This window comes from Neobacillus camarae (assembly GCF_054950115.1).
Genome location: NZ_JBUCKX010000002.1, coordinates 119,131 through 145,416, shown reverse-complemented (window position 1 = coordinate 145,416; position 26,286 = coordinate 119,131). Strand labels below are relative to the sequence as shown.

The 26,286-nt window shown below is 40.6% G+C and carries 24 protein-coding genes and 4 tRNA genes; 4 read left to right on the top strand and 24 right to left on the bottom strand.

The annotated features are described in order from the left end of the window. Entirely contained in the window at positions 1-582 is a 582-nt protein-coding gene (locus ACY8D0_RS08485) for a hypothetical protein (RefSeq protein WP_462410082.1), read from the bottom strand. A gap of 500 nt (positions 583-1,082) precedes the next feature. Here ACY8D0_RS08485 and ACY8D0_RS08480 point away from each other — a divergent pair, with 500 nt between their 5' ends. Together ACY8D0_RS08480 and ACY8D0_RS08475 are read left to right on the top strand one after the other, a co-directional pair. Then, a complete protein-coding gene (locus ACY8D0_RS08480) occupies positions 1,083-1,547 on the top strand; it encodes a MarR family winged helix-turn-helix transcriptional regulator (RefSeq protein WP_462410081.1) in 465 nt (154 codons plus the stop codon). Between the two features lie 17 nt (positions 1,548-1,564). Beyond that, on the top strand, positions 1,565-2,008 hold the full coding sequence (locus ACY8D0_RS08475) for a hypothetical protein (protein WP_462410080.1): 444 nt from the start codon (positions 1,565-1,567) through the stop codon (positions 2,006-2,008). 487 nt (positions 2,009-2,495) lie between these two features. Here ACY8D0_RS08475 and ACY8D0_RS08470 read toward each other — a convergent pair whose 3' ends face one another. The 4 genes from ACY8D0_RS08470 to ACY8D0_RS08455 form a co-directional block, all read right to left on the bottom strand. Continuing rightward, the gene (locus ACY8D0_RS08470) at positions 2,496-2,966 is read right to left on the bottom strand and encodes a DNA-binding response regulator (RefSeq protein ID WP_462410079.1); all 471 of its coding nucleotides are present in this window, start codon (positions 2,964-2,966) and stop codon (positions 2,496-2,498) included. A 469-nt stretch (positions 2,967-3,435) separates the two neighbouring features. Continuing rightward, a complete protein-coding gene (locus ACY8D0_RS08465) occupies positions 3,436-4,011 on the bottom strand; it encodes an AraC family transcriptional regulator (protein ID WP_462410078.1) in 576 nt (191 codons plus the stop codon). A 129-nt stretch (positions 4,012-4,140) separates the two neighbouring features. Then, complete coding sequence (locus tag ACY8D0_RS08460) at positions 4,141-5,337, bottom strand: class I SAM-dependent rRNA methyltransferase (protein ID WP_462410077.1); 1,197 nt, start codon at positions 5,335-5,337, stop codon at positions 4,141-4,143. Between the two features lie 431 nt (positions 5,338-5,768). Beyond that, a complete protein-coding gene (locus ACY8D0_RS08455; RefSeq protein WP_462410076.1) occupies positions 5,769-6,248 on the bottom strand; it encodes a DinB family protein in 480 nt (159 codons plus the stop codon). Between the two features lie 277 nt (positions 6,249-6,525). Between ACY8D0_RS08455 and ACY8D0_RS08450 the strand changes: the two genes are divergently transcribed. Beyond that, entirely contained in the window at positions 6,526-6,981 is a 456-nt protein-coding gene (locus ACY8D0_RS08450) for a hypothetical protein (RefSeq protein ID WP_462410075.1), read from the top strand. 157 nt (positions 6,982-7,138) lie between these two features. On the opposite strand, the gene ACY8D0_RS08445 is transcribed toward ACY8D0_RS08450, so the two are convergent. The 8 genes from ACY8D0_RS08445 to ACY8D0_RS08410 form a co-directional block, all read right to left on the bottom strand. Continuing rightward, positions 7,139-8,119 (bottom strand): exonuclease/endonuclease/phosphatase family protein, encoded by a 981-nt coding sequence (locus ACY8D0_RS08445; RefSeq protein WP_462410074.1) that lies wholly within the window; start codon positions 8,117-8,119, stop codon positions 7,139-7,141. A 129-nt stretch (positions 8,120-8,248) separates the two neighbouring features. Then, complete coding sequence (locus ACY8D0_RS08440) at positions 8,249-9,205, bottom strand: exonuclease/endonuclease/phosphatase family protein (RefSeq protein ID WP_462410073.1); 957 nt, start codon at positions 9,203-9,205, stop codon at positions 8,249-8,251. 206 nt (positions 9,206-9,411) lie between these two features. Next, positions 9,412-10,377 (bottom strand): quinone oxidoreductase family protein, encoded by a 966-nt coding sequence (locus ACY8D0_RS08435; RefSeq protein ID WP_462410072.1) that lies wholly within the window; start codon positions 10,375-10,377, stop codon positions 9,412-9,414. Between the two features lie 230 nt (positions 10,378-10,607). Next, positions 10,608-11,501: an alpha/beta hydrolase gene (locus tag ACY8D0_RS08430; RefSeq protein WP_462410071.1), complete on the bottom strand. Its 894-nt coding sequence runs from the start codon at positions 11,499-11,501 to the stop codon at positions 10,608-10,610. Further along, positions 11,498-12,169: a hypothetical protein gene (locus tag ACY8D0_RS08425; protein ID WP_462410070.1), complete on the bottom strand. Its 672-nt coding sequence runs from the start codon at positions 12,167-12,169 to the stop codon at positions 11,498-11,500. The genes ACY8D0_RS08430 and ACY8D0_RS08425 overlap by 4 nt, the downstream gene beginning before the upstream one ends. Positions 12,170-12,635: 466 nt before the next feature. Continuing rightward, a complete protein-coding gene (rlmH, locus tag ACY8D0_RS08420; RefSeq protein ID WP_462410069.1) occupies positions 12,636-13,115 on the bottom strand; it encodes a 23S rRNA (pseudouridine(1915)-N(3))-methyltransferase RlmH in 480 nt (159 codons plus the stop codon). Positions 13,116-13,216: 101 nt separating this feature from the next. Beyond that, the gene (locus ACY8D0_RS08415; RefSeq protein WP_462410068.1) at positions 13,217-13,375 is read right to left on the bottom strand and encodes a CxxH/CxxC protein; all 159 of its coding nucleotides are present in this window, start codon (positions 13,373-13,375) and stop codon (positions 13,217-13,219) included. Positions 13,376-13,511: 136 nt separating this feature from the next. Beyond that, complete coding sequence (locus ACY8D0_RS08410) at positions 13,512-14,750, bottom strand: S1C family serine protease (protein ID WP_462410067.1); 1,239 nt, start codon at positions 14,748-14,750, stop codon at positions 13,512-13,514. A gap of 401 nt (positions 14,751-15,151) precedes the next feature. Here ACY8D0_RS08410 and ACY8D0_RS08405 point away from each other — a divergent pair, with 401 nt between their 5' ends. After that, the gene (locus ACY8D0_RS08405; protein WP_462410066.1) at positions 15,152-16,480 is read left to right on the top strand and encodes an IS3 family transposase; all 1,329 of its coding nucleotides are present in this window, start codon (positions 15,152-15,154) and stop codon (positions 16,478-16,480) included. 60 nt (positions 16,481-16,540) lie between these two features. Here the strand turns inward: ACY8D0_RS08405 and ACY8D0_RS08400 are convergent, their stop codons facing one another. The 11 genes from ACY8D0_RS08400 to ACY8D0_RS08350 all read right to left on the bottom strand — a co-directional run bounded on the left by ACY8D0_RS08400 (position 16,541) and on the right by ACY8D0_RS08350 (position 26,165). After that, the gene (locus tag ACY8D0_RS08400) at positions 16,541-17,335 is read right to left on the bottom strand and encodes an MBL fold metallo-hydrolase (RefSeq protein ID WP_462410065.1); all 795 of its coding nucleotides are present in this window, start codon (positions 17,333-17,335) and stop codon (positions 16,541-16,543) included. 6 nt (positions 17,336-17,341) lie between these two features. Further along, positions 17,342-18,142, bottom strand: coding sequence for a two-component system regulatory protein YycI (locus tag ACY8D0_RS08395; protein ID WP_462410064.1), 801 nt, complete (start codon positions 18,140-18,142; stop codon positions 17,342-17,344). Then, positions 18,129-19,451, bottom strand: coding sequence for a YycH family regulatory protein (locus tag ACY8D0_RS08390; RefSeq protein ID WP_462410063.1), 1,323 nt, complete (start codon positions 19,449-19,451; stop codon positions 18,129-18,131). The genes ACY8D0_RS08395 and ACY8D0_RS08390 overlap by 14 nt, the downstream gene beginning before the upstream one ends. Beyond that, positions 19,448-21,274, bottom strand: coding sequence for a cell wall metabolism sensor histidine kinase WalK (gene walK, locus ACY8D0_RS08385; protein ID WP_462410062.1), 1,827 nt, complete (start codon positions 21,272-21,274; stop codon positions 19,448-19,450). The genes ACY8D0_RS08390 and walK overlap by 4 nt, the downstream gene beginning before the upstream one ends. 6 nt (positions 21,275-21,280) lie before the next feature. Next, entirely contained in the window at positions 21,281-21,991 is a 711-nt protein-coding gene (gene yycF, locus ACY8D0_RS08380) for a response regulator YycF (RefSeq protein ID WP_462410061.1), read from the bottom strand. Positions 21,992-22,349: 358 nt separating this feature from the next. After that, positions 22,350-23,804 carry a peptidoglycan DD-metalloendopeptidase family protein gene (locus ACY8D0_RS08375; protein WP_462410060.1) on the bottom strand — a complete coding sequence of 485 codons (1,455 nt, stop codon included), beginning with the start codon at positions 23,802-23,804 and terminating at the stop codon, positions 22,350-22,352. 400 nt (positions 23,805-24,204) lie between these two features. After that, positions 24,205-24,277, bottom strand: a tRNA-Phe gene (locus ACY8D0_RS08370). An 18-nt stretch (positions 24,278-24,295) separates the two neighbouring features. Next, a tRNA-Asp gene (locus tag ACY8D0_RS08365) sits at positions 24,296-24,372 on the bottom strand. Between the two features lie 62 nt (positions 24,373-24,434). Continuing rightward, a tRNA-Glu gene (locus tag ACY8D0_RS08360) sits at positions 24,435-24,506 on the bottom strand. A gap of 15 nt (positions 24,507-24,521) precedes the next feature. Then, a tRNA-Lys gene (locus ACY8D0_RS08355) sits at positions 24,522-24,597 on the bottom strand. Positions 24,598-24,872: 275 nt separating this feature from the next. Further along, a complete protein-coding gene (locus tag ACY8D0_RS08350) occupies positions 24,873-26,165 on the bottom strand; it encodes an adenylosuccinate synthase (RefSeq protein ID WP_462410059.1) in 1,293 nt (430 codons plus the stop codon). Between the last annotated feature and the right edge of the window lie 121 nt (positions 26,166-26,286).

The window sequence follows — 26,286 nt, the reverse complement described above, 5'->3', positions numbered from 1 at the left end:
CTAACACTGTAAAGATAGATCACTAGTTTTATTCTTCTTTGAAACAATGGGATAAGCCAATGAGACCATGATAAACGAGAACAACAAAGGAGAGATAAACACTCCGAATGGGACTAGAAACCCAAAAGGACTAAACATAAGCAAAAATCCAAGTTTCCGTTGTGCCATTTTAGACTTGGCAATTGCAATTCCAAAGAGGACAATACTTAAAGGAAATAGAACCGTCGAAAAGGTAATGATTTCATTTAATGGTGATGGAACAGCACCATTCGCCAAAACTTGAGGTGCATACTCAAACAAGATGGGCTTAAAGAATCCACTTGCCGCTTTCATAAAGATTTGAAAAACAAATCCTGCAACGATAAGCATTCCGGTAAACAACCCAAACTTTCCAAGCTTTTCGGCATTTGCAAAATAAACCCCAATAATCCCGATTAACAATAGTGTGTGTGCGGTAATATCTACAGTTGACAAGAACAAGTTTTCTTTCCATAACCCATACCATAGTGGAACCGTTGCAAAAAGCAGCGCACCGCAAATCCCCACTAACGCAAAAACTGAAATTCCTTTTTGTACATTCATTTTTATTCCTCCTAATAATTATTTACAACTTGATTATAGGAAGAATTTACAATTTAAGGGAGGATGAACTTTTTTCACCCCCCTCCAATCAAAATGTTAAAAAACCCCTATACTAATGCTACCGTTCACCACACCTACTATACTGGCAGTTTTTATCATTATGAAATTTATCTCTGTACTATAATCTAACCTTGGTACCAGATGCTCCTAGGTTCCTTGCAAATGGGTGGGTAACGATCTTATTGATGGAACAGAATAGAAGTGATGCCTGAACCTTCTCTTTCTTGACCATCTGGTAAAAAATTAATTTTAACGTACTGCAGCCAATAAATCAGTATCGTTTCTGATTACTCTCCACTTCCATATTCCCGACCGGTTGGTTACTTTTTCCCTGAAATTTTTGGGTTTTTTTTACATTTTTCCTTTACAATAGATGACATGTCATGTATATTGAAGATATAAATGACATGTCATCTATTGTAAGGTTAGGAGCTGAAACAATGCAATTCGATCAAAAGAAAATGGAAGCAATCCGGTTTTTAATTCTGGCAGCTCAACGAGAGGGAGAACGAATGCTGCAAGTTTTAACCCGATCCATCGGGATTACCCCTTCACAAGCAGAAGTCCTTCATATTTTGGAGCGACATGAACCCCTGTCACTCAAAGAGCTGGGTTCCCTGCTTATTTGTGAAACAGGCAGTCCGTCCAGACTTGTGAACACATTGGTGGAAAGAGGTCTCGTTACCCGTAAGGAAAGCAGCCAAGACCGGAGATATGTCACGCTTCATCTAACCGCTCTTGGGAAAGAAAAAGGGAAAGAAATAGAAGCCATTGAGGAAAAAATGTACCACATGATGGAAGACAATTTTGATCCAGCAAAACTCCTTACTCTCCATGATGCCTTGGTGGATGTTTTTAAAGACCATCCATCTGCCGAAGCTTTGAAGAAAAGAAATCTCATTTAATAAAGGAGTGTTAAAGAATGAATCATATCCTACTGAGTATCCAACTGTTATGTCTGGCCATTATCGCTGGAGGTGGAATCGTATTAGGCGGCGGTCTCCGCCCCCAATTTATTAAAGCTATGGCCCAATCGAAAGCTGTCCACGAACTAGAAGCCTTACACATTCATGTTTGGAATGCCTATAATCGATTCTCGTTTATTGCTGCCATTCTGTTGCTGCTAACACAAGTGGTCTCCATTAATGTTACCCATCAGTTTCAGGTGCTTTCTTCCGCATTATCCGTTATTCTGGTACTTCTTTTCATGATAAAACTAACAATTGATGCTAGATTAAGAAACAGGGCTACTGGAAATTCGTTTGCTGCTGGAACCGTGGAACAAAAAAATGACCATAAAAAAGTAGAAATGATTTCAATTGGGATATTAATTCTTTCGACCATGGGAATTTTCTTCATCCATTAACAAATCAAGGCACCCTTTTTGTTAAGAGCCCTTCTCTCAATGGTTTTTGTCTCACTTCCTATTCAATAAGAATTCTTGTCCTTAATTAAATAACCAGAGAAAGTAAATAAGCGGAGGTTTTTCGCTTAGATGCTGAATGGAGCTCAATTCGGGATAAATAAGGGGATGTTTTCCGATTATGCGAAGCAAAATCCCCTATTTTCGCGCTTTTCGAGTGAATAGGCGGAATCTCTCCGTCTATTTAAGCTATTTTTAATGATAATTACTAATTAGGCGAATTCTTTCCGACTATTTATATGATCGGGTGCTTAACCTGATTCCCCAGTTGATAAGAGCGGACCCTCTTGATCCCAGATGCGGGAATTAGCATCTTTTTATCAACTAGTTGAGAAAGTACCTTTTTTACCGTCTTGTCACTTAGCTTCAAGTATTCCTCGACTTCTTTAGGGGATATGGCTTCTCCTTTTCGAATTGCTAGCCGAAGCACTTACTTTTCGGCAAAGGACAAAGATGTCTGGTCCAGCTCATCACCCAGCCATTGGCCAATCACTTGCTGTACAATCTGTTGGCATCGACGAGGCTTCTCTTTCACTTGGTCATAAGAGAAGCGGATCACGGTCCATCCATCGATCACCAACTGGTTTTGACGTTCCAGGTTGTCGGAAAATTGCCATCTGCTTATGTTCTTTAGGTGAGGGCCATACCCGTCGACCTCAAGGCAAATTCGGATTGCGGGACGAATATAAGCAAAATCCAAATACCTTTTGCCATCCTTGAAATCATCGACTTCATATTCTGGATGAAGATACTTGAAATGGTAAAATAAAGGCCACCACACTTGTTTCAAAAACAACATTTCAGCCTGATTGTGACCTTCTTGTAAGCGACGTAGCCGTTCACCGGTTCTTGCCTGCAAGTGAGCATTCAAAAAGGCCTGATACTCTTCTTCAAATCCCATAGCATCCCTTCCCCTATCCCATGGTCATGTCTTTTACAGCACCCTTTATACTAATAGTGAACTATCATTTAAATTTTCTTCTACTATCAAATTTTACATGCATGTTCTCTAACTTCGGATAGATTTTTTAAAATTAATGAGTGTTAATGAGTGAAAAAAGAGGTTAAATGTGGCTTCAATTGGAGAAAGTAAAGGCAAATAAAGACTTGCGGAGTATCTAATATCAAAAGGAAGTCAAGAGAAGAATTTGAGGATAGAACTTATTTTTAGTTTAATAGGATTATTAATTTTGTCAATCTATTTTCTTATATTTTGCAATCCCATTTTTACTATTTCTATTTCCGTTAAGCAAACTCTTTATTATGTTCTAGCCTCCCCAACCTTAAGGAGAGGCATTTGGCTAATAACCTTATTTACTTATGGCAAGCTTCTCCTCACCCGTTTAAGCGGCAGTTTTTTTTTACCTTCCTTATCTATTTTCACGATATGATCTAACAATCTCGAGATATTGAGTATCGCCCAGCCCATAATGTTGGAAATCTACAATTAATTTGGATACCAGTTCTTCTTCTGAAATATCTCGGTGCTTATTAATATAACGAATAAGATCACTATTATGATTAAGATAATTCAAATATAATTCAATTCCTCTTCTTAAAGGTTCCGGAAAAATAAACTCAGGAAAATTTTTTTGAATCAGCACTTGTTTGTAGATTGAAAAATACCCTTCAGCCTTCAGGGTAAAACGGTCTATAGGTTCAAAATAATCTCCGACTATATGTAGTTCAACATCACCCTTATAATCTGTCTTGTCCAACCAGGCAAGAATGGTGAGAATATTGATTTGACAAAACATATCGGAATCAAACCATAATGAAATATCAGTGAAATTTTTACAAAAAAGGGGATCCAAGGGTTTTAGCGTCATTTCATTATATTGCTCCATTGTAACGTGATGAACCTTAGCACGTATTTGGGTGAATCTTGGTGAAAATAGATCATCATACGTGTCTCCATAACACATTGCCTCGTTAAAAGGAATCATTAATTCTTCCCCCAAAAATTGTGTCCTTTTATAATAATTATACATTGATTGTCCGTTTAATAGATGCAATGTCCTATTTTGAGTCATGAGTATAAATCCTTTTACTAAATAGTTTTTGATTCGCCTTTTCTACGATAAGTTCTTTATAAACACAACCTTAAGATAGTTGCCTTCTGGGAATTCTTTTATTGTTTTAAAGTCTTTCGGAAGGGAAAATTCCTCAACTAGTTGATATTTCCTGTTTGTTTCTCTAAATGCCTGATCAATAAAACTTTTAAATTTTTTCATATTAAAAGAGCTTGAATTGGTGGACGCAACGATAATTCCCTCATCCTTTGTTATAGAAATAGCTTCCTTTAAAAGACTTTTATAGTCCTTTTCAGCGCTGAATACCATTTTCTTCGACCTTGCGAAGCTTGGGGGGTCCAGGATCACCATATCAAACTCTAGCTGCTTTTTCACTGCATACTTAAAGTAATGGAACACATCTTCAACAATGATATCCTGTGAGTCATCATCTATTCCATTCAAACTGAACTGCTCAATGGTCTTGTTTAAACTTCTGTTAGCTAAATCCACACTTGTCGTTTTAACTGCGTCTCCTAAGGCAGCAAATACGGAAAACGCGCCTGTGTAGGAAAAAGTGTTTAGTACGTTCTTCCCTTTTGCATAAGTATCGCGGATTCTTTTTCTGACATCCCTTTGATCTAAAAATACACCCACCATTGCACTTTCATTTAAGTAAACTGCAAAGTTAACCCCGTTTTCTTTTACAATAATTGGGAAGGTTCCTCTTTCTCCCGCTACGAAATCATCTTCTTCTATATATTTCCCGCTGACATCAAATCTTTTCTTTTGATAAATGGCTTTAAATTCAACTAATTCTTTCAAAGCATTGATAATATACTCCCGAAAGTGGTAGATTCCTTTGCTATACCAGTTGATTAAATAATAGCCATCAAAATACTCTATCGTTAATCCGCCTAAACCATCCCCTTCACCATTTACGATCCTGAAGGCATTGGTATCCGGGCTTTTAAAAAATGATTCTCGATACTGGATTGCAGCCTTTATTTTATTCGCAAAAAACCTTTGGTCAATCTGTTCATTCTCGTTTCTACTAAGGACCCATCCATACCCTTTATTTTGTTTGCCAAAATAGCCTTTTGCAATGAACCTGTTCTTTTCATCAACGAGACGGATAATGGTTCCTTCTATAGTATCTTCGTTCAAATTAAGGATAGCTTCCTTTGATATGAGCGGATAACCGCCTTTATATTTATTTACATACTTTCCCTTTACTGTTACAGAAACATCTTTTTTCATTTTGTCATCCTATCAAGTTTTTTTATTCAATATTGTATACAATCATTTCGAAAGTCAACCATATTAAGTTTACAAGGTGTTATGCCTAAAACCTCATTTACTTATAGTATGGTTCCCCGCACCAACCAGCAGTTTTTAATAAAAGTTCCTTTAAAAATACGGTTCAGCTTCTAACAGGATAACCGTATGGCTGAATAGACAAACTTGTTATTTTCCCCACTGATCATATCCCTTTACTGTCTGTACTCCTTAAGAATAGGCACAGGTATAAATTTCTCGTCTAACTTGTGCAAAACGAATAAAAGTGTTTATTGTTGGAATCATCTTTATATCAGAACAGTAAAGCCATAGAGCTGCTCGCTTATTTTAAGTTATATTCGTTCAAAATAATACCAAGAAAAGGGAATGGCTTGCCATCCTCCACTGCATTTTTAATTGTTGGAACCTTCAATTGCCCGTTGAATCGCGTAAATAATTCCCGTATGCATTCCTTCATGGTGTAAACTAAATGTGAGTATTTCTCCGATTGTTTCCATCTTAAAGCCAAGCCGTACAAAGGGTTTTATTGCTTTTTCCTGCAGGCGGCTGCCCAGGGATTCCTTGATGTAGGCCGTTTGCTTTTTTAATTCATAGGATAAGGTTTGCAATGTTGGAGGTTCTACTTGCCATTCACTTGGTTTCGTCCGGTTGCCAAATAAGGTGACAAATTCCGGAGAAAGTTGCTGCGGCAATCCTGCAAAGTTCGAGGCAAGCTGTTCCTGAACAATTAATATATGACCAACGTTCCAACGAATTGTATTGTTAAATCCCTTAGGCATAATATCAGCCATATCTTCTGTAATCGATTCTACCCTTTGGAGCGTAATGGCTCGTACTACTTCCACTTGTCTTATCACCATATCGTTATTCATATAATATCCCACCTTCTATAAAAGCTACGGATAAATTTATGTATTGTCTCTCTGTGAGTGATGTTTTTCCATTTAACATGAATCCTTATCTAGGCCAATATCCCTTGGAGAACCCGCAAATTGGCTCCAACATGACAGATAATAAGACTTTTATTATTCTTTAAAACAAACTGCCTTTTTATTATAGGTTTGAGTAAAAGAACAAAGATAATTGCTTCTTTTTCACCACTCTATATTGTAGGATTATAAAAAATATAGAAATGCGGTGAAGGTATCCATGGGATTAATCATGGAATTTTTGGTTGGTAACGACGAAAAGATTATTGATGCAGTGAAAGAGTTTGACACTAGCAAACTTCATAATAACGTAATTCAATGTGCTGATTTATCTCTTCATTTATCTCCTGATGATCTAGATACTCTTTCTATATCGGCATCAAAATTTAACAAACAAGAAGCTATTTTATTGAGCGAATATCTTGAAGTTCTAGTGGATCAAGAAGATTGTGGACTTTTTCTAATAAACAATGAGTGGATAAGCTATTTTTCCAGTTTAAAAAAATCTGATCTTGAAGAATTAACAAAAGAATGGTTATGTGAAATGCAAAATGACTACCCCTACGAAGAGATTACTGTTAATGAAGACAGTATTAATGCTGTCATTCAAGTGTGGGGGTTGTGTAACTTTGCATTAAATCATGATAATAACATATTTTTCTTATGGACACTATAGAAAGTAAATAGTCCCCCCATTAAATGAAGGGGCATGGGACTTTCTTTACTAAATAGGCTCAAAAAAAATAGGAAAACAAGGGATCCCGGTTTTTAAGGAATCCCCTGTCTGCTATCCTGGCACTTATGGAAATAAGGTCAAAGACATTCATTTTTCTTTAATGCCTCTTTTTGAAAATCAAAAAATCAGCAACGAGCCCCGCAGAATTAGATGGCCAAAGGGCATTCTGAGTCCGATCATTCTGGCTTTCTCCAACTATATCATTCTTTTTCACAACTAGGTTGCCACGAAAAAGAATGAAATCTGATCTTCTGCTAAGCATCGATTCCAGGTTTAAGACATCAAAATCCTGGCAACACGTAAACCCGGGGCCTTCCCCCGCAATGGTCCATGCATCTTTAAAACCTGCATTCAAAAATAAGAGGTACGGTGGTGGATTGATAGTAGCATCAAATCCAAAATCCCCGGTTATGATCAATGGGAGGTCAGCCGCATTGGTGAGTTGTACAAGTTCCGCAGCTTGTTGTTCCCGTACTTCCTCTGAATCAAAGTCAAGGCGAGTCGTCAATAATCTGAACTTCCTCCCACCCTTTGTTACATCTACAGAAACCCAGCCTCTAGGTTCGATAAATAACTGGCCGCCAATGGGGGCTAGAAAATGAGCTTGATATTGTCTGGATTTTATGTTGGAGATGGCAAAATCTGAATCTTTCTTTGCGAGAATGATATTTCGATCTGTGAAATGAAGGATAAACCCGGTACTTGCCGGAACATCGATGTCTAAGTTCTGATTAAACGCAATGGCCTCATAATTCAAGCCTCTATGTTTTAACTCTTTCAGAAGAATATCAAGAAAATCGTATTCAAATTGGATCACGGGCTCAAATCCAGGTGGTGAAAATAGCTGCCATATCGCTGCGTCTTGGAGACAAATAAAATCAGGATTTTTCTCTTCAACTTGTTTGGCAATCGCTTTTGCTCTTTTAGGAAAATTTGTAGCTTGTATTTGCCGGTAAATTTCTGTAACAGCTGGCGGGACTTGTTCAGGGGTGGTATTAAGGATGATTTCAGCATCAGCGCCAAAATAGAGATCCCAAGTCATGACTCTTACTTGTTGTCCCTTTACTCTTACTCCCATTCCTCTTTCTACCTACTTTCTTATTAAATATATTGATCTTCTAGTTATTCATGCTATTCCCTGGCATTTCGGGGTAGAGCAGTTAACACTCCTCTGAAACTTTGAGTTTGCTTTTTGACTCTTTCTTATCTAGTAAATAAATCTAGCGAATTGCCCCGCAGCATTAGACGGCCAAAGAGCATTCGAAGTGCGGTCATTTTGGCTTTCCCCAACGAGATCCATCCTTTTCACATTCAAGTCACCACGAAAAAGAATTAAATTCGGCCTAAAGCTAAGCCCCGATTCCAGGTTTAATAAATCGGGATCCTGGCAGCATGTAAACCCAGGACCTTCCCCTGCAATATTCCAAGCATCATCAAAACCTGCATTTAGAAATAAAAGGTACGATGAAGGAGGGGGACTGCTATCCGCATCAAATTCAAATTCCCCTGTTACAATCAGAGGGAGATCAACCCCATTTGTGAGCTGTACGAGCTCTGCTGCTTGTTGATCGCGTATTGTCTCTGAATCATGGTCGAGATGAGTCGTCATTAATCTGAACCTCTTCCCATCTTTCCTTACATCAACAGATGCCCAGCCTCTGGGAATAGGGATAAACTGGCCGCCAATGGGAGCTAGGAAAACTGCTTGATATCGGCCGGAATTGGCATTAGAGATGGTAAAACCAGAATGTTTCTTTACAAGAGTGACACTACGATCTATTAAATGAAGAAGGAACCCTTCACTAGTCGGCACCACAATATCTAGGTTCTGATTAATCACAACAGCCTCATACTTCAGACCTCTATTTTCAAGTGCCTCCATTAGTATTTTAAGAAAATCATACTCAAAGTGAATCTCCGGTTCAAAGCCAGGAGGAGATAATATCTGCCATATCACTGCTTCTTGAAGACAAATAAAGTCAGGATGTTTCTTGGAAACCTGTTTGGCGATCGCCTTTGCTCGTTTCAGAAAATTCGTAGCTTGTACTTGACGGTATATTTTTGTGGCAATTTCCGGAACTTGTTCAGGAGCGGCCCCTATAATTATGGTTGCATCAGCGCCAAGATAGAGATCCCAAGACATGATTTTTACATCTTGTCCCATTAATCTACCTGCTTTCTTTCTAAATATTAACCTTCTAGGTATGATATGTAGACAAGCTCGTTTATGTATAGACAGAGTTCATGGGGTAAAAGCTCATTTTCACCTTTTTGTTTCATAAGAATGGGAATAGAAAACCTCATTTACTTATGGTACGGTTCACCGTGTCATAACTAAATGAGGTTTATTCACTAACATAGCTCATCTTTTTATGGTCTTAACAAGATTTTCCCCGTGCTTTTGCGGCTTTCTAGTAAACGATGCGCTTTGCAGCCATCTCGCAGTGCAAATATCGTTGGCTCAGATACCCTTACTTTCCCCTCTTTTATCCAACGAAACAATTCAGCTGAACGGGCTGCCCTTTCCTCATGGGAAGTGAGGACATTCCAAAGATCCCCGCCAGTTAAAGTCTTTGATGTATCCATCAACATTCTTGGGTCAACTGGAGCAGGGTCTCCCCCTGCCATTCCAAAAAACACGACCGTTCCCCCAATGCGAGTGGCTGCAAAACTGTCTTCGAGCGTGGAGCCTACTGAGTCATAGACTACATCCACACCATTTCCGTTTGTTTCCTTCAACACTTCTCTTTTCCAATCATCCGAGTACAAGTAAACCTGATTCACTCCAGCTTTCTTAGCTGCGGATGCCTTCTCCATAGAGGAGGTTAGCCCAATGACCCTGCCGCCGAGGAGCTTTGCAATTTGAACGAGCAGCTGTCCAACGCCCCCTGCTGCCGCATGAACCAGAATGATATCATTTTCCTTAACCGAATAGCTATCCTTGGTTAGATAGTGGGCAGTCAAGCCTTGCAGCAAAACGGAAGCTGCCTCTTCAAATGAAATAGTCTCTGGAAGAGGAATGGCTCTTTCCTTCGGAACAGCCACTAGTTCCGCATTCGCATATGGGACATCAGCAAATGCAATAGGGTCGCCAACGCTGATTTCTTGGACATTAGCTCCCGTCTTTTCAACGACTCCTGCTCCTTCATAACCTAAAATAAACGGGGGAGTGCCAGAAAGATGATAGTTCCCTTTTCTTCTATAAATATCTGCAAAATTCAAGCCAATGGCTTTCATCCTTACCAATATTTCATCCGGTCCGATAACTGGATCCGCAATTTCAAGATATTCGAGCACTTCCGGTCCTCCAAATGTATTAAACACAAGTGCTTTCAAATGAACGACCTCCTCTTAAATAAACTTTCCGATTCATTTTTAATTTAATAATATTGCAATTGGAAGTGTAATCCGCAGTTTCTGCCCTTTTGGAAGGATAGGGGGGAGATACACACCTTATTTACTTATGATAAGGTTCACCGCACCTATCTAAGTGGCGTTTTCTTGAAAAAAGCAAGGAAAGACTCCATATGGGAGATTTTAAAAGGGAATATTGAAGTATTGACGCTTCAGTGATTTCCAGCATAAAACATAAGATAATTTTTAGTCTGTGATGACCAATACTTATAGTCATGCCCACCTGGGCTTTCTTTATATTGAACATCTATTCCTTTTTGTTTAAGTGTATCTACTAATATTTCATTACCTTCAATCAGCCAATCATGGTCTTTTTCTCCATTGTCTAAATATATTTTAAGCTCACCTGGTTTTAAGTTTTTTGCCAAATATAATGGATCCCGTTCTTCCCGCTCTTTCTGACTGGGGAATAACCAAGAGATATCTGTTCCAGAAGCCGGATCCTTCCGTAAAGCTGGACTATGCCCTCCCACCTTACTAAATAAATCAGGATGTCGAAATGCAATATGTAATGCTGCAAAGCCACCCATCGATAATCCGCCAATAAAGCGGTTTTCCCGAGTAGTCAGTGTACTAAAATGTTTATCAATATAAGGTATTAGGTCATGAACGATATAATCTTCATACATACCTTTACTATAGTCCTTGTACTCCTTTGTTTCATATAAGGAATTCACTCCATAACTGTTATCAATTTGTGGAGACACAATGATTAAGGGCTGTATTTTATGTTCTTTAATCAGTTTGTCGGCTTTTTGCTGTATATTTATTGCACTTATTCCTAAAAAACCATACATCCAACTATTTTGATTTCCATCTTTGCCATGAAGTAAATAAAGTACAGGATATTTCTTTTTAGTGCTGTAATTGGGTGGGATATAAACATTCACTTTCATGCCTTTTTTAATAGATGGGCTATTCATTTTAAGCTCTTTAATATTTGGAGAATAAACCGTATCAATTAAGGATTGAAAAGAAAAGCCATTGAGAATTAGAAGAACAAGTAATATTATAAGGATTCCAATTAACACTCTTCGTGCTTTCATGCATTCACCTTTATACTCAGCTGACTTACCTTTTCAATTCTTGAAGAAATAAATGCAAATAACATATAACATATAAAAAGAAACGCAGCTGCAACCTTCTCATTTGGTGCTGCAGGTCCCCATACAGTTGCAGCATTCAAGAACAACAAAAACAAGTAAAATATTAGCAACTGGTAGCCTTTTTTGAGATTTGAAGAATAGGAGTAAATCAGCATGGCGATTCCTAGTAAAATGGCTTCAACCGTAAAAGTCCAAAAAGCACTGTTATATAATCCAAAACCAACTTTAAATGAATTCCCTACTAAAGGAAGATCCTTATTATGAGCAACTAGATCTAATAACCAATGTGAAAAAACGGCACAGCCCATTAGCAGTGATTTAGTGGTTATCCGAACTTTGTTTCGATTGGTGGGAAGATAACGATAGATGAAGAACATTACTACAGACAAAATGAAGGAGCCAATTAAACTGTGAGTATATGGCATGTACTCCAAATGAATGTGGCTACCTGGTAAACCAGTATGGGTATCCGCTTTTTCTATTCCTAAAAATATGAATACGCACCAAAAAACGTCCACAAACTGAGTGGCAAGAAACAAGTGCCATAAAGGAATCCCGGATTCCTTCTTTTTGATTGCATAGCTAACTGAATAATGGCCGATAAACATACTACTGATTCCCCCTTTATATATCATCTTATTGCTTTTTCCACTAAATTAATCCACAAATTCCTTAGATGAAACCCCAAGAATATTTCATGCATTAGCTAATTTAAAAAGGTCCCCATCCTTTTTATTTAGTGTGAAGCGTTTCAATCACCAAATGATTATCCTTAGTTCTTATTACCTATTTCTACTATAATTATATTTCTAACTGAAGATAAAAAATCCTTCTCAAAATAGAAATAATACATCTCATTGAATATCTAAACAAAAAGAGAAGGTCCTATACGACTTTTCATCGTATAGGACCTTTGATATTAATTCAATTAGTATTATTTAATAGAACTGTAAACTAAATGAGAGAAGTTATCCCCTAATATTGCGTTTAAGTACTGAGCTAGTGAAATAGTTAATTCTAAAGTGTATTCATGTCTTTAATATCATAAAGGTTAATATTGTAAAAAAACTGCACCTATTTATGGTAAGGTTCCCCCCGATTAATTCGAAATGCCCGATAAATCTGTTCCACTAAAATCAGCCGCATCAGCTGGTGCGGGAAAGTCATTCTGGAAAACGACAGCTGCTCGTTGGACCGTTTAATTACCTCATCACTTAACCCTAGAGATCCTCCGATTACAAACGAAAATTTGCTTTTTCCATATGTCGCTAACTTATCTAATGTATCCGCCAGTTCCTCAGATGATAGCATTTTCCCCTGAATCGCCAACGCAATCACATATGTATCCTGGCTTATTTTTGCCAAAATCCGTTCGCCTTCCTTTTGTTTCACCTGCAACATTTCCAGCTCGCTCAGTTCTTCCGGCGCTTTCTCATCGGCGACTTCGATTATATCCACCTTGGCATAGGCCGATAATCTCTTTAAATACTCATCTATTCCCTGTTTTAAATATTTCTCTTTCAGTTTTCCAACCGTAATAATGGAGATATTCACAATCCACAGCCCTTTATAAATTAATTACAAACAGTTTACAAACAAGATATCCACAGAAGTTATCCACATATTCACAATTTTTATCCACATTTGGTATGGAATCATTTGTTCGCCACCATATATACAGCTTGATTTTGGCAAAATTCACACGTTGTTGATAAGTTATCCACATCTATTTTTGTTAATACCGGAAAAGTTTCGTACTCATTCACAACCACATCCAATGCAAGTTCCACATGTTCTTCGCAGCAATTAATCATGTCACAAACCACCCTTATCTTTTATATTATCTTTAGTTTTTACGTTTCTTCGATTGTCATTCCATGCAAGCTAACAACCTTCATAATGATAACACAATAAAAACAGGAAGGTTGCCTAACCTTCCTGCCAAAATGCCTAATCCGTGTCCTCTGACGTGAGCTTTACGGTTGCCTCCTGCTTATTGCCACTTCGATAGAAGGTCACCTTCATCTGCTCGCCCACCTTTTTATCCTGATACAAATGCTTTCGGAGTTCAATCACATCGGTGATCTTTTTGCCGTCCAACTCCACAATCACATCCAATTCCTTTAACCCAGCAACATCCGCAGGTGACCCAGAAACCACTTGACGAATGGCTACTCCATCATTTACATCACTAGGCAATTTTAAAGCCCGTTCCTGATAATAAGCAGGAATTTCGTCCACCGACCTTAAGTCCACACCCAGATATGGCCTTTTGACCGCTCCGTAACTTTCCAAGTCATTAATAATCGGTTTTGCGGAGTTGATGGGAATCGATAAACCGATGCCTTCCACGGCCTCCTGGGATATTTTCATCGAGTTAATCCCGACTACCTGCCCGGCCATATTGATCAATGCACCTCCGCTGTTACCGGGATTGATCGCCGCATCCGTTTGTAGCACTTCCGACTGCCAGTCCTCGACACCGTCCTGATTGATATCTACGGGAATGGTCCGTTTGAGACCGGAAATAATTCCTTGCGTGACGGAGCCAGAAAAGGTGGGACCAAGCGGGTTCCCGATGGCAATTACCGGTTCACCCATCTTAAGACTGTCCGAGTTCCCAAACTCCGCTACTTTTTTTACATCTGTATCTTCAATGGAGAGCACTGCCAAGTCGGTCCACATATCGCTGCCAAGCAGCGTTGCCGGTGCCTTGGTGCCGTCTGACAAGCTGACCTCCAATTTGGCTGCCCCTTCAATCACATGGTGGTTGGTGACCACAAACGCCTTGCCGTCTGCTTTTTTATAAATGACACCTGAACCAGTTCCAGCCTCTTGCTCAGTCCCGGTGGTACCCGACCAAAAACCTGATGAAGACTGGATATTGGTAATCCCGACTACAGCATCAGCCGTCTTCTCAACAGCATCCGTTGTATCCGTTTGGACATCATAGGAAATTTGCCGCTTTTCCGTTTGGGTCTGACCTTGGCCGCTGTTATCGGTCTTTTTTTGGCTTCTGCCTGTTTCTATTTGATAAGGCAAGACCCCGCTTTCAGAAAGGGCAGGTATTGCCATAATTACCAGCAGGGCTCCTGCAATTGCCCCCACTAGGCTGGCGAAAAAGATTCCTCTTCGTTTCCTTTTTGGTTCTTGATAACGATTCTGTGGAAAATCATCATAGTAGCCCATATTCACCATTCCTCTCTCCGAAATGATTCATAGTCTATATTTTGGCTTGTCATTACCATTATACTCCAGAGGAAAATTTTTAATAAAATTTAAGCCATTTGTTCGCCATAAGACACAACTTTTCGCATACAATAGCTCTGTTGATTGGACTCCTGCGGAATTACGGGGCTGGGGAGACCCCAAAGGCGCCCTCTAGCGCCGAGGAGTCTCCCTAGCACGCCCGCAGGTTTGCTGAGCGGCTGGAGTGGAAATTAACAGTCAAATTAACAGAATCTATAAAAAAAAAACGTGAGGCTCAATATACAATGGTACCTGCAGGTAGGACACTTGAAAAAAAGAGTGTTCACCTGCAGGTATTTTTTATATACTTGAATTTCAGAATTAAGGGACTAGGGGACAACATGAGTAAAATAACTTTTTCAATTACAGAGATAAATACACTTAAAAAGAATCCAAATGTACACCGTGTCAGTGAGCGGTCTATTACCTATACAGACGATTTTAAGAATAGATTTATAGATGAATATTTGGCCGGCAAACTCCCTCGTCAGATTTTTGCGGAGAACGGCTTCAACGTTGATATGATTGGAATAAAACGAATTGAACAATCAGCCCACAGGTGGAAAAAGGCTTATGATAAGAATGGTTTGATTGGGCTTACAGATTCGAGGAAAACGGCTTCCGGCAGGCCCTTAAAGCGTGAGCTCACACCCTCCGAAGTGATTGAAAGGCAAAAAGCCAGAATCGAGCTGCTGGAAGGACAGGTGGAGCTGTTAAAAAAGTACGAAACGACAGAAAGGAGGCTGCTAAACGCAAGCGAAAATCTAAACCCGAATAAAGCATATCACTTAATCCAAGAGACTATTGACCAACATGAATTCAAGGGGATGACCAGGTATTTCTGTGATCTCCTAGGGGTCTCACGTTCCGGTTTTTACAGCTACTTAAAGGCTTCCTCTGCCAGGGAAGCAAGGGAAAAATTGGACCTCGAAGCGAAAGAAATCATCCTAAAGGCCTTTAATCGGCGGGGATATAAGAAAGGCTCACGGTCCATTAAAATGATTTTGGAGAATGAGTTTGATATTAACTTCAGCCGTAAAAAGATACGGAGGATTATGAAGAAATATGGAATTGTTTGTCCTCACCGAAAACCCAATCCTTATAAAAAAATCGCAAAAGCAACAAAAGAACATCAAGTTGTCCCAAACAAATTAAGCAGGGAATTCAAACAAGGAATCCCTGGAAAAGTGTTACTTACGGATATCACTTATCTTCCATATAACGGGAATTGTATGGCTTATTTGTCGACCGTAAAAGACGCCTCCACCAATGAAATCCTAGCTTACCATGTGTCTGATCGCATCACACTGGACATCGCCACCCAGACAATCCATAAATTGATGAATAACAAGAAAATTACAATCCATGAAGAGGCCTTTATCCACTCGGATCAAGGAAGTCACTATACAAGCCCAAGATACCAGAAGCTATTAAAGGAATATGGCTTGGGCCAATCCATGTCACGAAGAGGCAACTGTTGGGATAATGCCCCTCAAGAATCCTTCTTCGGCCACCTGAAGGATGATGTGGATTATAAATCTGCAAGAACATTAAAGGAACTGAAGTCAAAAATAAATCATTACATGGTTTACTATAACAATTATCGCTATCAATGGAATTTAGAAAAAATGACCCCTATTCAATATAGGGATCATCTTTTAGCTGCTTAATCTCTTTTTTTATAGTGTCCTTGACAAGGGTGCCAGTTTAATATAACGGCCCCACGTTCATTAAACAGCTGTTAAGATGGTTGGAATCTTTGGATCGGTATCATACAGGTCAAATTGTTCGCCGACCATTAAGCCTTGCGTTTGCAGTGTCTGGGCTACAGACATTCTGGCTAAGTCTTTCATATTATTATCAAGGCTTAAATGGGCCAGATACACCCGCTTCGTCCGGTCACCGATAACGTCACCGATGGCAAGGGCGGCATCTTCGTTGGACACATGCCCAACATCGCTTAAGATTCTTCGCTTAATGTTCCATGGATACCGGCCCATCCGCAGCATCTGCACATCATGGTTTGACTCAAATATATACGTATCGGCGTTGGAAATAATCCCTTTCATCCGATCACTGACATACCCTGTATCGGTAATCAAAACCAGTTTCTTGTCGGATTGATGGAAAACATAAAACATAGGTTCCGCTGCGTCATGGGAAACGCCGAAGGACTCAATATCCACTGAACCAAAACTCTTCACTGTCTCCATATCAAAAACAAATTTCTGCTCCGTGGGGATCACCCCAACGTTACTTTCCATCGCACGCCACGTTCTTTCATTGGCGTAAACTGGAAGCTTATATTTGCGGGCGAGAATGCCAATGCCTTTTATATGGTCACTGTGCTCATGGGTCACAAAGATCGCGGAAAGCTTGCTAATCTCGCGGTCAATCTGCTGGAACAATGCTTCCATTTGCTTGCCGCTGAAACCGGCATCCACAAGGAAGGAATGTTCATCCGATTCCACATAGAGAGCATTCCCCGTGCTCCCGCTCGCTAGAATACTATATCGTAATGACATTGCAATTCACTCCACACTCGTATTTTCATCGCTGTTAAAATTAATAATTTCGCCTTCAAAGGCATTCACATACAAACTTTCCTTATTATTGACGACAATACGCCAGGTTGGCGCCAACACTTGGGAGGCGGCTAATTGAACCAGGGTCGAATAGCCAAGTTCAACCTTGGTGATTTTGCTTTTAGATTTGATGTCTCCCTTTTGATGCAGTGTTTCAATCGCTTTTAAGGCCTGGATGATTTCTTCCTTTTTGGTTGACATCTTCTGAATATCCCCAAGATAGGTCTGCTGGTAGGAGACAATTTGGTGTTCCTCGTTCAAATCCAGGGTAATCATTCCGTTGATATTTTGATATAAAGGAGAATTTTCATATTGCTGATAGCAGGTAATCACATTTTTTTTCTGATTGGTTTCCCAATACTGATAATCCTGTCCATTCAGTACGTTGTCACTTAAAAAGTCTTGTACTTCGGAAGGCGCCATTTTCTCACTTAATTGAACAGGCTTGTCCAGCGAAACCTGCAAAGTGGTACCCGAATCATTTAAGGAAGCCGTCTGGTTCTTTAATTTGCTGATCTCGGTTTTCGTAAATACCTTTGGTTTGGCACTAAGATATTGTGCCTTGATTTGGACAGTCGGCAGCTCCCCATAGCTAATCTGGTCGTCCTTTAGCTTTTGTTCCGCTGTGGCTTCCGTTATCACTTCATAATTATTATTATCTCGGCTTTTCATAAATTGAAAGAGCAGGTACACATCCAATATTAAGAAGGTGATGATGAAGATGGTTTTAATTCTACTCCAATCCATTTGCCGGACCTCCCAGCTCTTCCATTGTGATTTGGCCCCAGGTATTATTGTAGCGGTAGAACCAAGCAGGTTCTAACAGGACTAAACGGTTTTCTTCGGCTTCCCGTTCCATCCTGTAGCCCAATACCAACTGTTCCAAAAGCTCTGGCTTGAAGTTCTTGTTGCTTTGCAAATAAGATAGGGCCTCATGTCCGGACGGGAGGGTCACCATCTGCATTTCTGTCGTTAAAGGCAGTTCCAGTGAAATATTTGGGCGCGTATAGGTAGTGATTTCATTCCTGCCCCAAGCCTCGGAAATTTCCGAGAGGCCGCGGTCGTTGAACACAGGGTAGCCATCCGTCGTATATAGCCGAAACGTAACTGACCGGTTAAACTCATCTTTCGAAACGAACCGATACGGGTCTGTCCAGCCCCCATGCTCATTGACAAAATCGATGCTCCGCTTGACCAATTCGTAAGAGTTCTCCACATACCTATCCTCAGTGGTCGGGTTTACATAGGTAAGGATGTTTGTTTCTAGGTTAATGCTCAACTTGCTGGAGTTGTTGGTATACTCTTCATAAGGAGGAACTGTACTTTTTTGGACATAGCTTGGGTCGCTGAAAAGAGCCTCCTTGAATTCCTCAGAGTCCACCGTTTTCGGCAAATACTTATAGGTATTCATTTTTGTTTCGCTCTCCGGCAGGTAAATAGTCCGGCTTGATGAAGCATCGAAGGCATAATAATGCGGAAGGCTCGCCGAATTTTTATAAAATTCCTTATTAAATCCGTTTAAATTGGCGGGGGAGATGTGGCTGATATAAGCCTGTCCGGTTTCTGTGTTGACAAAATAAACATCCCCGTTATCGTTTTCGGAATTCTCCACATTGATAATCATTCGGTCAAAGGTAAACGCAGGTACCTTTTTCTCCTCAATTTTTATCACACTGCGGTAAATCTCAATTGGCACATCATCCGAAAAAATGATTTCCGCCTTGCCTTTGCCGTTGAGTAATTCCTTTACTTTTCCTTCTTCAACTTGATAATTTTTCAAATCAAAAAAAGACCACTTACCCAGTTCCTTAATGACTTTATCAAGTTCTCCCGCATCATTGGTGCCGTAAAGGCCGCTATCTGCATGGTATAAAACCATATCCGGCTTGATAATGGTTTGTACTTCTTGTTTCTCGCTTAAGGTGACTTCCGCAACAACTTTGCTGTTTTCAAGTTTTTCATAATTGGGATGGTAGGTCCAAAGGTTCCAAGTCAAAAGAATACTAATTGCAACCAAAATCGCCAGTATTATCGATTTGCTATTTTCATAACTCATGACCATTCATCCTCTTCAGTCCACTCATATGGCAGCAAAAAGGAAATCGTTGTTCCTTTCCCCTCTTTACTTTTTGCCCAAATATTCCCGCCATGGGCTTTGACAATTTCATTCGCAATAGCAAGACCCAAACCGGTGCCACCCATCTTTCGGGTTCTAGCTTTATCCACACGGTAGAATCGGTCGAATATTTTTCCAATACTCTCTTTTGGAATTCCCATACCTTGGTCCGACACACTGACCATGATTTGGTCTTTCTTTTCTTCTATCGAGAATGTGACTTGTCCTCCATCTGGGGAATACTTAAGCGCATTGGAGATAATGTTGTATAAAACCTGAGTCATTTTATCCTCATCCACTTCAACCCATATGGCATGATCAGGCAGTACTCTTTTAAATGAGACGTTTTGCTCCTTGGCCATTTCAAACCGGTCAATGATTCGGTTATAGAAATCCACGAAGTTGACCCATTCCACTTTCAGCTGATAATCGGTACCGTCCATTTTTGACAAGGTCAGCAGGTCGTTTACCAGTCGTATCATTCTTTCCGTTTCATTTCTGGTCACTTCCAAGAAATTCGGAGCGATTTCTTCGTCGCGCCACGCCCCGTCCGCCAATGCCTCAAGATAGCTCCGCATGGTTGTTAGCGGTGTTCTCAATTCATGGGAGACATTCGCCACAAATTCCCGGCGCTCCTCATCAATTTTTTCTTGCTCGGTAATATCGTGAAGCACACAAATTAACCCGTTGACAAACCCGGTCTCCTTTTGAATCACGGAAAAGTGAGCTCTTAGGATATAGGCTTCGGATTTCGTACTGTAATCCAAAATGATGGATTCCTTTTCTTCTAATAAATCCTCAAAGGTATTGGTATCATCCAAATCCAATAAGGAAATAATCGATTGCGACATCACTGTTTCACGTGAAACATCCAGCATCTCCGCTGCCGGTTCGTTGATGAGCATGACCCGTCCCTTCCGATCCGTGGCAATGACACCATCGGTCATGTTGGACAGCACGGATGATAATTTCCTCCGTTCCCCTTCCGTCATGGCCTGCGCTTCTTGAAGTTTTTTGGTCAAATTATTAAAGGTCATGGCAAGCGTGCCAATTTCATCATGGCCATATACTTTAACCTTACGGGAAAAGTTGCCTTTTGCCATAGCCAAAGCTTGTTTTCTCATATCGGTAATTGGCTTAGTAATTGTCTGAGCAAGCAGTATTCCTAAAACGGCGGTAATGGACAAAGCAATTGCTGTCCCTGTGGCAAAAATCCTATTAATGGTGTTCATTTGTTGAAACACACTCTCGATTTTTGCATGCAGGTAAATCGCCCCGATCACCTTTTTGCCGGATTTTATCGGAGTAGCAAGGACCCATGCCCGTTCCCCGGTTTTCGGGTTAATTTGAATGGTGCTTTGATCCTCTTCCATTACCATCGATTGTTTGATCCGGAGGACAGTTGTTCTTTGGCCAACCATGTCCTGGTTTCCGGGCAGCGAGGTGCCGAGGATCTTTAACGACCTGCCTTCAATCACCTGCACTTCGGAAATATCACCGGTATCAAAGTCTTTTAACAACTTGTTAATATCTTCTTCTAATGGGGGGTCATCTGATGTCCTTTGCTTTTCCATTTCTTCGCGGATATTATAGCTCAACAAATCAACCCGCTGTTTAATGGAAGTCTGGAAGTTGGTTCTTAACGTGTCCTCCAGCTGTCTGACAAAGTAAACCCCGATGATCTGCATGGCCACCAGTATAAGGAGGACATAGATGAGAACAAATTTTACTTTTATGGAACGAAAGAAACCAACTTTGTTCATTTAAAATTACTCCTGTTCAGGATTGCGTAAATAATAGCCCACACCCCGGCGTGTTACGATCCAAGCAGGATGGCTGGGACTGTCCTCAATTTTTTCCCTAAGGCGTCTGACGGTAACGTCCACGGTTCTTACATCGCCATAATAGTCATAGCCCCAAACGGTTTGCAATAAATGTTCTCTTGTCATGACCTGGCCGATATGTTTAGCCAAATAGTGCAGCAGCTCAAACTCTCGGTGAGTCAGCTCGATGGTCTCACCACGTTTTGAGACAATATAGGCATCGGGATGAATCACAAGTGAACCAATCACCAGTTCATTTGTTTCATTTTCCGCTTCACTCTGCACAGCAATCTGCTGATGGCGGCGCAAGTTCGCTTTGACCCGTGCAATCAGTTCCCGTGTGCTGAACGGCTTCGTCACGTAATCATCCGCACCCAGTTCAAGACCGAGGACCTTATCAATTTCCGAGTCTTTTGCCGTCAGCATAATAATGGGCATTTCATATTTCTTGCGGACTTCACGGCAAACTTCCATGCCATCCCGCATTGGCAGCATAATATCTAAAAGAATTAAATCGGGCTGAACTTCATCTACAAGGCGTAGAGCCTCGTTTCCATCATAAGCGCAATAAACGTCATAACCTTCTTTTTTTAGGTTAAACTGTAAAATATCTGCAATTGGTTTTTCATCATCGACAACAAGAATTTTCTTTTCCATAACATTGCTCCTTTTCGCTTTTATTTCATTTTGGCTAATAAGTTGCTTAGATAGGCACTATCAGTGGGTCACTTGCTGTCCTTTTAAACAGGTAATAGTCATAACTATACTATTTTACTTTACCACTGTTTCTGCCTATTTTCACCTATTAGCAACATTTGTTAAATACATATGCAAAAAAAATCTCTAGCATCGCTAGAGACTTTCTTATTTTTAGGTTCTTTTAAATTTGGCTGTTGATTGCAGCGAACCCGCAGGCGTGCCGGGAAGCCTCCCCGGCCTCGTGCACCCGCAGGAGTCGAGCACCCTCCGCTCCAATCAACAGGATTTTTTAAAAAAATTTACCGTTTAAAAGAGCCTATTTTAAATAAGTCATCGGGTTTACCAAGCTGCCGTTTACGGTTACTTCGAAATGAAGATGGACTCCCGTGGCATCACCGGTGGCTCCCATCACCCCGATGCTCGCCCCTTTTGAGACCGTCTGGCCAGGCTTCACATTAATCGATTCCATATGGCCATATAGGGTTCGCATTCCATTTTGATGGTCAATAATGACTTTATTGCCATAGCCGCCATTATCCCAGCCGGCAGAAACGACCACGCCATTATCCGCGGCTTTAATAGTTCGGCTGCTCGGCCTTGCGATATCAATTCCTTTATGTTTTTTGCCCCAGCGAAAGCCCATTTGGCTGGATACATAACCGCCGACGGTTGGCCAGGCTAAGCTGCCCTCGCCGCGGGAAGGAATGACTTTTGTTCCTTTCACAACAACTTCATCAACCGGCTGCTGGATCATTTGCTCACTTGTTTGTTCTTTTTTGATGGCAACGCCATTTTGCTCAGAGATGGAATACGTAACGGATTTCGCTCCATTCTGACCCTGTTGCTCTACTTTTGTTTCACCCTTGTCCATCGATGCGTCTTCTTTGGTTTGCTGAGCAAATGGTATTTCTTCTCTTTGGTTTGTTTCCTTGTCGACCACTACTTCCACAAATGGTGTCAGAGCCGTCACATTGATTTCCTGTCCGATTTGTAAAAGTGAATCCTCGGTCAAACCAGGATTTAACGCCAGCAGCTCACTCGTTTTTAACCCATTCTGATGGGCGATGGATTCTATGGCATCCCCTGTCTGAACAGCATATTTCTTTTCCGCTAGCGTCCCCCGCTGCAGATAGGCAATTGCCTCATCAGAGGTCATAATACTTTCAGGCGCAATTTTTCTGTCTTCAACTGAAACATTTTTTGAAAAACGAACGTCTAGTAGACGAGTTTGATTTTCCTGGAGCGGTGGCAGAGAATCCGAGGAGGCTTTTCTTGCTTCCAATTCAAGCAGCTGGTCCGCAGGAACGTATTGAAGTTTAAGGTTTTGAATCACCTGTTCTGCTGTTTCTTTATTATCCAAGTAAACAACAGGCTGGCCATCAATAACAATGGCTGCAGCCTCAGCTTGAATTTGAAACGAGCTGTTTAGATTATTGATAGTCTCCAAGTTATTCACTTCAGATGATGAACGAAACACTTGTTCAGGTATGTATTGGACTTGTGAGTTTATGTTAAAATTTGCATTCTTAAAAGTTTCTTTTGCAGAATCGACCTTTTCGGTTATCAGGTTATCCAGTACTTCTTTATCAGTGACATTGCCTAGGTAGGTACCATTTGCATATACATGATAAATGGTAGTTAATTTTGATGAAGTAGCCATTGCGACCGGGCCATTACTAAAGGCAATAACCGATGCTGCCAACAGGGAAGCGATTGCTGTTTTTAACACGACCTGCTTTTTTGATGAAAATCTATTATTGAAAGAAAACATTCTTTCCCTCCTAAACCACGAAAAAATTCCTATCAAACTAGTAAAATTATTTATGAAAAGGTATTCAAGTTTTAAGCTGTATTAAATTTATCATAAAATTTTTTAAAAAGTTTAAAAATCTCTATAATGTAACAAAAATGTATAATAGCTGACATTTTTCAACATTTCACGAAATATTGTAGTAATATATACCTGCATTTCACTTGGGTATTTTTCAGGGAAACCCTTTCGTTCTATGGGTTTGGTGGGTCCATTAGATGGAGATTCACGTTTTTGCAGGATAGTGCGAAGTGGATAGCAAAATGGGAAATTTTAGTCACATTTGTTACACCCATATTACAGCAAGGAGAATAGGCATAAAAAAACAGAAGCCTGCACAATTGCAAGCTTCTGTTTTTAATGGCTCAGGACGGAATCGAACCGCCGACACAAGGATTTTCAGTCCTTTGCTCTACCGACTGAGCTACTGAGCCATTTGTCATTTATGTATATGGCGGTCTGGACGGGACTCGAACCCGCGACCTCCTGCGTGACAGGCAGGCATTCTAACCAACTGAACTACCAGACCATAAATTGATTGTCAGCAAGGAAACCGTCCTTGCCAGTCACTCGCCAACAATCAAATGCCGATGACCCCTACGGGATTCGAACCCGTGTTACCGCCGTGAAAGGGCGGTGTCTTAACCGCTTGACCAAGGGGCCATTGAAGTATTTAAATGGTGAGCCATGAAGGACTCGAACCTTCGACCCTCTGATTAAAAGTCAGATGCTCTACCGACTGAGCTAATGGCTCGTTATTAAGTTTGTCCCCACAATAAAAATTGTAGAGTCAGATGTCCCCGCCTCAGGAAGTAAATTCAAGTAGCGGCTCGGCGTGTACAACTCGCTGTAAAATCATGGATGCTATGCTCGTTGCTCTACCGACTGAGCTAATGGCTCGTTACTTTATCGCTATGTCTCAGCGACGTTTTTTATAATACCATGAATTCGACATATTGTGCAACATCTTTTTAAAAAAAGTTATAAAAAATACTCATGCCCTCTAATTTAGAGGGCATGAATATGGTGTTAGATCTGTCTCCAAGGGCTGCGGACGACATTGGTCTGATTGCGATCCGGGCCAACGGAGAAGGTGGTCAACGGAACCCCGGTAAGCTGGGTCACGCGCTCAACGTAGTGGCGGGCATTGGCAGGCAGCTCGTCCAAAGACTTGCACCCGGTAATGTCCTCAGTCCAGCCAGGAAGCTCCTCATAGATTGGCTCGCACTGCGATAGAACCTTTAAGCTGGCTGGATACTCGGTGATAATCTCATCCTTATAGCGATATGCCGTACAAATTTTAAGCGTCTCAATTCCAGTTAACACGTCAATTGAATTGAGGGAGAGGTCGGTCAAACCGCTGACACGGCGGGCATGGCGGACAACCACGCTGTCGAACCAGCCAATTCGGCGTGGACGTCCTGTAGTCGTGCCGTACTCACGGCCAACTTCACGGATTTGACTTCCAATCTCATCGAATAATTCTGTTGGAAACGGACCGTCGCCGACACGGGAAGTATAGGCCTTGCAAACCCCAACAACATGAGTGATTTTTGATGGCCCAACACCTGACCCGATTGTAACGCCGCCTGCAACAGGATTGGAGGATGTAACAAATGGGTACGTACCTTGGTCAATATCCAGCATGACCCCTTGAGCACCTTCAAATAGCACCCGTTTGCCTTCATCCAGAGCATCGTTCAATACGACCGAAGTGTCACAAACAAATTGCTTGAATTGCTGCCCGTACTCGTAATACTCATCTAAGATATCTTCCTTTTTGAAGCCTTCTGTTTCATAAATTCGTTCAAATAAACGATTTTTTTCAGCCAGGTTTTGCTCCAGCTTTTCTTCAAATACTTCACGGTCTAACAGATCTGCAATGCGGATGCCGACACGTGCAGCCTTATCCATATAAGCAGGACCAATCCCTTTTTTCGTGGTTCCAATTTTATTGGCACCTTTACGTGTTTCCTCGACCTCGTCCAATTTTAAATGATAAGGAAGGATGACATGTGCACGGTTACTGATGCGAAGATTATCTGTTGAAATGCCATGTTCATGCAAATAAGCAAGTTCCTCAACAAGTGCCTTAGGATCGACGACCATGCCGTTTCCGATTACACTGATTTTTTGATTATTAAAAATTCCTGAAGGAATCAAATGCAATTTGTAGGTTTCCCCGTTAAATTTAATGGTGTGGCCTGCATTGTTTCCCCCTTGATAGCGGGCAATGACTTCTGCATTTTCTGAAAGAAAATCTGTTATTTTTCCTTTTCCTTCGTCTCCCCATTGCGTACCAACTACGACAACTGATGACATAAAGGCACCTCCAAATATTTTGCTTCCGACTAAATAATATTCAACACCACTATAGTTTACCAATTCCATCCTTAAAAATCAATTAAACACGAACATTTTATATTAATCTATTTATTTATGT

What these genes read in the sequence shown, in the direction of transcription:
- ACY8D0_RS08445 (WP_462410074.1), bottom strand. Translation starts at nt 8,119, where the DNA reads ATGGGAGTAAGAGTAAAGGGACAACAAGTAAGAGTCATGACTTGGGAT.
- ACY8D0_RS08415 (WP_462410068.1), bottom strand. Translation starts at nt 13,375, where the DNA reads ATGATTAATTGCTGCGAAGAACATGTGGAACTTGCATTGGATGTGGTT.
- ACY8D0_RS08350 (WP_462410059.1), bottom strand. Translation starts at nt 26,165, where the DNA reads ATGTCATCAGTTGTCGTAGTTGGTACGCAATGGGGAGACGAAGGAAAA.
- ACY8D0_RS08455 (WP_462410076.1), bottom strand. Translation starts at nt 6,248, where the DNA reads ATGAATAACGATATGGTGATAAGACAAGTGGAAGTAGTACGAGCCATT.
- ACY8D0_RS08405 (WP_462410066.1), top strand. Translation starts at nt 15,152, where the DNA reads ATGAGTAAAATAACTTTTTCAATTACAGAGATAAATACACTTAAAAAG.
- ACY8D0_RS08430 (WP_462410071.1), bottom strand. Translation starts at nt 11,501, where the DNA reads ATGAAAGCACGAAGAGTGTTAATTGGAATCCTTATAATATTACTTGTT.
- yycF (WP_462410061.1), bottom strand. Translation starts at nt 21,991, where the DNA reads ATGGAAAAGAAAATTCTTGTTGTCGATGATGAAAAACCAATTGCAGAT.
- walK (WP_462410062.1), bottom strand. Translation starts at nt 21,274, where the DNA reads ATGAACAAAGTTGGTTTCTTTCGTTCCATAAAAGTAAAATTTGTTCTC.
- ACY8D0_RS08440 (WP_462410073.1), bottom strand. Translation starts at nt 9,205, where the DNA reads ATGGGACAAGATGTAAAAATCATGTCTTGGGATCTCTATCTTGGCGCT.
- ACY8D0_RS08465 (WP_462410078.1), bottom strand. Translation starts at nt 4,011, where the DNA reads ATGATTCCTTTTAACGAGGCAATGTGTTATGGAGACACGTATGATGAT.
- ACY8D0_RS08390 (WP_462410063.1), bottom strand. Translation starts at nt 19,451, where the DNA reads ATGAGTTATGAAAATAGCAAATCGATAATACTGGCGATTTTGGTTGCA.
- ACY8D0_RS08470 (WP_462410079.1), bottom strand. Translation starts at nt 2,966, where the DNA reads ATGGGATTTGAAGAAGAGTATCAGGCCTTTTTGAATGCTCACTTGCAG.
- ACY8D0_RS08395 (WP_462410064.1), bottom strand. Translation starts at nt 18,142, where the DNA reads ATGGATTGGAGTAGAATTAAAACCATCTTCATCATCACCTTCTTAATA.
- ACY8D0_RS08400 (WP_462410065.1), bottom strand. Translation starts at nt 17,335, where the DNA reads ATGTCATTACGATATAGTATTCTAGCGAGCGGGAGCACGGGGAATGCT.
- ACY8D0_RS08485 (WP_462410082.1), bottom strand. Translation starts at nt 582, where the DNA reads ATGAATGTACAAAAAGGAATTTCAGTTTTTGCGTTAGTGGGGATTTGC.
- ACY8D0_RS08460 (WP_462410077.1), bottom strand. Translation starts at nt 5,337, where the DNA reads ATGAAAAAAGATGTTTCTGTAACAGTAAAGGGAAAGTATGTAAATAAA.
- ACY8D0_RS08375 (WP_462410060.1), bottom strand. Translation starts at nt 23,804, where the DNA reads ATGTTTTCTTTCAATAATAGATTTTCATCAAAAAAGCAGGTCGTGTTA.
- ACY8D0_RS08410 (WP_462410067.1), bottom strand. Translation starts at nt 14,750, where the DNA reads ATGGGCTACTATGATGATTTTCCACAGAATCGTTATCAAGAACCAAAA.
- ACY8D0_RS08450 (WP_462410075.1), top strand. Translation starts at nt 6,526, where the DNA reads ATGGGATTAATCATGGAATTTTTGGTTGGTAACGACGAAAAGATTATT.
- ACY8D0_RS08475 (WP_462410080.1), top strand. Translation starts at nt 1,565, where the DNA reads ATGAATCATATCCTACTGAGTATCCAACTGTTATGTCTGGCCATTATC.
- ACY8D0_RS08480 (WP_462410081.1), top strand. Translation starts at nt 1,083, where the DNA reads ATGCAATTCGATCAAAAGAAAATGGAAGCAATCCGGTTTTTAATTCTG.
- ACY8D0_RS08425 (WP_462410070.1), bottom strand. Translation starts at nt 12,169, where the DNA reads ATGTTTATCGGCCATTATTCAGTTAGCTATGCAATCAAAAAGAAGGAA.